The following is a 5,724-nucleotide window of genomic DNA, read 5'->3' as shown; positions in this document are numbered from 1 at the left end:
TGTAGTTTTGGAAAGAATGGCGGATAAATCTGCCGATAATCTAATTTTAGGAATCGAAAATTCAAAAGCAATTACATTCGATCGAGTTTTATATGCATTAGGTATTCGATATGTGGGCGAAACGGTCGCTAAAAAATTAGCTAAACATTATAAAAACATTGATAATTTAGCTAAAGCTGATTTACTTGATTTAGTTACAGTAGATGAAATTGGGGAACGAATTGCACAAAGTGTGATGGATTTTTTCCAGAACTCAGAAAATAAAGATATTATTAATAAACTAAAAACAGTAGGCATTCAGTTTGAATTAAATGAGATTTCAACAGCAGTTTCCAATATTTTAGAAGGAAAAATATTTGTTGTTTCTGGTGTTTTTGAAGTTTTCTCTCGAGACGATTTGAAAAAAGCTATTGAAGATTATGGCGGAAAAGTAGGAAGTTCTATTTCTGCGAAAACCAATTATGTTATCGCCGGAGCCAATATGGGACCTGCTAAATTAGAAAAAGCCAACCAGTTAAAAATTGAAATTATTGACGAATACCAATTTCAAAAAATGATAAATAGTTAAGAATTAAATCACTACAATGTTTTTTTCTTTACTAATGTATTTGGTTTCGTCGCTAAAATAAAAATCAATTCGGCCTAAATTTATTCCATAGGCACCAACTTGGTTGATCACTACTTGTTTACCAACTTTATTTGTTTTTATTACGGGTTTGTCTAAAAAGGTGTGTGTGTGCCCGCCAATAATTAAATCAATATCTTTTGTAGCTGCAGCTAATTTAAGATCCGAAGGTTTGTCTTTTTCATTTTTGTAGTCAAATCCAAGATGCGACAAACAAATTATTAAATCGCATTTTTCAGTTTCTTTGAGTGTTTTGGTAATGTCTGTAGCGACTTCTATTGGGTTGTAGTATTTGGTTTCTTTATATAATTTTTTGTCCACTAAACCTTCTAATTCAATACCTAAACCGAAAACACCAATTTTTATTCCGTCTTTTAAAAAGGTTTTGTAAGGTTTTACAATTCCGTTTAACTCGGTATTTTTAAAATCATAATTTGCAGAAACAAAGTCAAAATTAGCATTTGGTAATTGAGAGAAAAAGCCATCAATTCCATTGTCAAAATCGTGATTTCCTAATGTTGCCAAATCGTATTTCATCATACTCATTAACTTAAATTCCAATTCGCCGCCATAATAATTAAAGTAAGGCGTGCCTTGAAAAATATCACCAGCATCTAATAACAATACATTTTCTTCTTCTTTTCTAATCTGTTCAATAATATTTGCACGTCTTGCCACACCTCCCATAGAAGGGTTTCTTGGATGATTTTCCGGGAATGGATCAATATGACTGTGCACATCATTGGTGTGCAAGATGGTTATTTTTTTCTCTCTTACCGTAGAAAAACTCGACAATGAAAGTCCGCTAAATGAAAGTAGTGCTGAAGTTGCAGCTGTGTTTTTGATGAAATTTCTTCTTTTCATAGGAGTTATTCTTTAATGATTCTTTGAACGGTTGAAGCTTCAATAGTTTTGTATTTGTAGAAGTAATCAATCAATACATTTCTTATTTTATAATTTAAATCAAAACTACCTTCATTTTTAAGAAAGAATATCATACTGTCTCCACCGTTAGCTAAATAATCGGAAGTGGCTACGTAATAAATTGTGTTATTTTCGATGGCTTTATCATTAAAAAGAACCTTTGTAATAGTATTTTCTTTATCCAGAAATATTTTTAAACCGTTGAGTGGATGTGGTTTTTTTTCTTTGATAATACGTTTTGCCATTGCAATAATTTCTTCACCTTTAAGTGCTACAACAATTAAGCTGTTTTCAAAAGGCATCACTTCAAAGGCATTTCTTTTGCTGATATTTCCCTTTGGAATAATCGATCTAATACCGCCACTATTTAAAAGCACAATGTCAATTTGTTTGTTTTGTTGTTTTTTAAAAACAGGAGAAGCAAATTCCATACACGCATCAGCCATAAGATTTCCAATATTACTTTGCCATTCGCCTTTAGTTTTGTCTAAAGTTTCATTGGTAAAAGAAATTACACTATCTAAATCGGTATTTATATGCGCTCTGTAAGGTGAGATATAAGATTCAATAGTCTCATTTGAAGTGTATTTTGAAGCGACTTCAATTTTTTCTCCTTCAATTTGATAATTGATATATTTTTTTGTTTTACAAGAAACAGCTCCTAATAATGTTAAAGTTGTAACAAAAATTATGTAAAGAGGTTTCATATTTTTACTTTTGAATGTCATTTATTTGAATAGATTATTTTAATTTTGTAAAAGATGTAAAGTTACAATGATTTATAAAATTATTTTGAATTTATTTCTGAATTATTAAAATATTTTAAAAAACTTAAAAAATATAATATGCAATCATTAATAGGTACTGGTGTAGCTTTGGTAACGCCTTTTAAAAAAGATTTTTCTGTTGATACAGAAGCGTTAACAAAAATTACAAATCACGTAATTGAAGGCGGAGTAGAATATTTAGTAATATTAGGAACTACTGCTGAAAGCGCTACGTTAAATGCAGAAGAAAAAGAAGTCGTTATTCAAACTATTGTTGCTGCAAATAAAGGCAGAGTACCAATGGTTTTAGGAGTAGGAGGTAACAATACTGCAAAAGTGGTTGAGGAATTAAAGATAAGAAATTTGTCTCAGTTTGCTGCTGTTTTGTCTGTTTCGCCTTATTATAATAAACCTACACAAGAAGGTATTTATCAGCATTTTAAAGCTGTTTCTGAAGCATCTCCAATACCAGTTATTGTGTACAATGTGCCAGGAAGAACTTCAAGCAATATGCTTCCTGCTACTGTGATACGATTAGCAAACGATTTTAAAAATATTATTGGAATTAAAGAAGCTGCTGGCGATATTGTGCAGGCAATGAAGTTAATTCAAACCAAACCTGAAGACTTTTTAGTAATTTCTGGTGATGATATGATTACTTTACCAATGGTTTTAGCTGGTGGTGCTGGAGTAATTTCTGTAATTGGGGAAGGTTTTCCAAAAGAATTTTCAGAAATGGTTCGATTGGGATTAAACAAAAAAGTAGATGAAGCGTATAAATTACATTACAAATTAGCTGATTCTATAGATATGATTTTCGAACAAGGAAATCCTGCAGGTATTAAAGAAGTCTTTAAACACTTAGGTTTGTCTGAAAACACAGTACGTTTACCATTGGTAAATGTAGATGAAAATTTGTCTGTAAGATTAGCTAATTTTATTAAAAACTTAGGATAAAAATCTTTTTTGTAAAACGTAAAAATATATCTACCTTTGCAGTTGCTTTTTCAAACTGCGTAAAAGGCATAATGCAACATCAAATATGAACAAATTTATATATATACTTTTAGTAATACTTTCAATTTCATCTTGTAGTCCTTATCAAAAGGCTATGAAATCTGATGATGTGGAATTCAAAACAAAAGTGTTTACTGAACAAATTGAAAAGAAAAAGTATTCTAAAGCAATACGATTGTTTGAGCAATTTGCTTCTGCATTAAGAGCAAAACCTCAGGGTGAAGCTGCTTTTTATAGTTATGCTCAGGCATTGTATAATACCAAACAATATATTTCTGCTGCTTACGAGTTTGAAAGATTTTCAAGTAGTTATCCAAAAAGTCCATTGGCTGAAGAAGCCGCTTTTTATGGGGCAGAATGTTACAGTAAAGTATCTCCGATTTATAGTTTAGATCAAGTGGATACGGATAAAGCATTAAGTAAAATTCAGGTTTTTGTAAATAAATACCCAAATTCAACATACTTGCCAAAGGCAAATGAAATTGTAAAAGTAATGTCTGAAAAATTAGAATTAAAAGCATTTGAAATCGCAAAACAATACAATACAATTGGCGAGTTTACAAGAGATTACAATGCTGCAATTATAGCTTTGGACAATTTCGTGTTTAATTTTCCAGGTTCAAAATATAAAGAAGATGCTTTATTTTATAAATATGATGCTATGTATAAATTAGCAACAAATAGTATTCCTTCAAAAAAACAAGAAAGATTAAATTCAGCTAAAACGTATTACCAAAATTTAGTAAAATTTAAAGCAGATACCAAGTATTTACAACAATCAAATAAAATGCTTGAAACCGTAGAAAAAGAATTGAAACAATATACAAATTAATCATTATTATGGATTTAAAGAAAACAAATGCTCCAGTAAACACAGTAACTTACAACAAAAGTGTAATTGAAGAACCAACTGGAAATGTATATGAAGCAATTACTATAATAGCAAGAAGAGCCAATCAAATTAATTCTGAAATTAAAAAAGAATTATTAGATAAGCTTGATGAATTTGCTACTTATAATGATAGTTTAGAAGAAGTTTTCGAGAATAAAGAACAAATTGAAGTTTCTAAATATTACGAAAAATTACCTAAACCACACGCTTTAGCTGTTCAAGAATGGTTAGAAGATAAAATTTATCATAGAGATACTAAATAATTAAAACTTTAATTAATGTCTGTTTTAAAGGGTAAAAATGTTTTGCTGGGTATCTCTGGCGGAATTGCAGCTTATAAAACAGCCTCATTGGTTAGGTTACTTATAAAAGCAGGTGCACATGTACAAGTTGTCATGACACCTGCTTCTGTTGATTTTGTTACACCCTTAACTTTATCGACACTTTCAAAAAATCCCGTATTTTCTACTTTTTACAATAAAGAAGATGAAAATGCAACTTGGAACAATCACGTAGAATTAGCGCTTTGGGCCGATTTTATGCTTATTGCTCCAGCTACAGCGAATACACTTTCTAAAATGTCTTCAGGAGCTTGTGATAACTTGCTTTTAGCTACTTATTTATCTGCAAAATGCCCAGTATATTTTGCTCCAGCAATGGATTTGGATATGTATATTCATCCCACAACGAAAACGAATTTTGAAACTTTAAAAGGTTTTGGAAACACAATAATTCCTGCAGAAAGCGGTGAATTAGCCAGTGGATTAAGTGGTGAAGGAAGAATGGCCGAGCCAGAAAATATACTTCAATTTATTGAAAAAGATATTGAAAGTAAATTACCACTAAAAGGTAAAAAAGTTTTAGTAACCGCAGGTCCTACATATGAAGCCATAGATCCAGTTCGATTTATAGGCAATCATTCTACAGGAAAAATGGGCTATGATATTGCGCTTGCAGCTGCCAATTTAGGTGCAGAAGTGGTATTGGTTTCAGGTCCAACTCATATGCAATTGCAACATAGTTTAGTGTCAATTATCAGAATTACTTCAGCTGACGAAATGTTTACTGCTTGTCATCACTATTTTGAAAATACAGATGTTGTAATCGCAGCTGCGGCAGTTGCCGATTATAAGCCAAAAAATATTGCTTCTCAGAAAATAAAAAAGGATGAAGCTACGTTTACTATAGAATTGGAAAAGAATCAAGATATTTTATTATCTTTAGGTCAAATTAAAAAGAATCAATTTTTAATTGGATTTGCTTTAGAAACAGAAAATGAAATTGAGAATGCTAAAAGTAAAATCCAAAAGAAGAATTTAGATGTTATCGTTTTAAATTCTTTAAACGATGAAGGTGCTGGATTTGGAAAACCTACCAATAAAGTTACTTTTATTGATAAAGAATTTAATATATTTGATATTCCATTAAAATCAAAAGAATTAGTTGCCGAAGATATTGTTAACCTAATTGTAAAAAAATATGCGAATTAAATTTTTAGT

7 protein-coding genes are annotated in these 5,724 nt (G+C 30.5%); 5 read left to right on the top strand and 2 right to left on the bottom strand.

Annotation, left to right across the window (positions count from 1 at the left end; genetic code table 11):
- A partial coding sequence (locus ACIQ11_RS08495) for a helix-hairpin-helix domain-containing protein (RefSeq protein ID WP_396154224.1) occupies positions 1-568 on the top strand: 568 nt, incomplete at its 5' end.
- A gap of 3 nt (positions 569-571) precedes the next feature.
- Here ACIQ11_RS08495 and ACIQ11_RS08490 read toward each other — a convergent pair.
- Both ACIQ11_RS08490 and ACIQ11_RS08485 read right to left on the bottom strand, forming a co-directional pair.
- Complete coding sequence (locus ACIQ11_RS08490) at positions 572-1,489, bottom strand: bifunctional metallophosphatase/5'-nucleotidase (protein WP_396154223.1); 918 nt, start codon at positions 1,487-1,489, stop codon at positions 572-574.
- Between the two features lie 5 nt (positions 1,490-1,494).
- On the bottom strand, positions 1,495-2,256 hold the full coding sequence (locus ACIQ11_RS08485) for a 5'-nucleotidase C-terminal domain-containing protein (RefSeq protein ID WP_396154222.1): 762 nt from the start codon (positions 2,254-2,256) through the stop codon (positions 1,495-1,497).
- Between the two features lie 138 nt (positions 2,257-2,394).
- Between ACIQ11_RS08485 and dapA the strand changes: the two genes are divergently transcribed.
- The 4 genes from dapA (at position 2,395) to coaBC (ending at position 5,715) form a co-directional block, all read left to right on the top strand.
- The gene (gene dapA, locus ACIQ11_RS08480) at positions 2,395-3,273 is read left to right on the top strand and encodes a 4-hydroxy-tetrahydrodipicolinate synthase (RefSeq protein WP_396154221.1); all 879 of its coding nucleotides are present in this window, start codon (positions 2,395-2,397) and stop codon (positions 3,271-3,273) included.
- A gap of 85 nt (positions 3,274-3,358) precedes the next feature.
- Positions 3,359-4,165 carry an outer membrane protein assembly factor BamD gene (locus ACIQ11_RS08475; RefSeq protein WP_396154220.1) on the top strand — a complete coding sequence of 269 codons (807 nt, stop codon included), beginning with the start codon at positions 3,359-3,361 and terminating at the stop codon, positions 4,163-4,165.
- A gap of 8 nt (positions 4,166-4,173) precedes the next feature.
- Positions 4,174-4,488, top strand: a complete 315-nt coding sequence (locus tag ACIQ11_RS08470) for a DNA-directed RNA polymerase subunit omega (RefSeq protein WP_353078717.1) — start codon at positions 4,174-4,176, stop codon at positions 4,486-4,488.
- A 15-nt stretch (positions 4,489-4,503) separates the two neighbouring features.
- Positions 4,504-5,715, top strand: coding sequence for a bifunctional phosphopantothenoylcysteine decarboxylase/phosphopantothenate--cysteine ligase CoaBC (coaBC, locus tag ACIQ11_RS08465; protein WP_396154219.1), 1,212 nt, complete (start codon positions 4,504-4,506; stop codon positions 5,713-5,715).
- Positions 5,716-5,724 lie beyond the last annotated feature (9 nt).

Source organism: Flavobacterium sp., from assembly GCF_044361065.1.
Classification (GTDB): Bacteria; Bacteroidota; Bacteroidia; order Flavobacteriales; family Flavobacteriaceae; genus Flavobacterium.
Note: the sequence above shows the minus strand (reverse complement) of the source record. Positions and strands in the feature narration are given on the sequence as shown.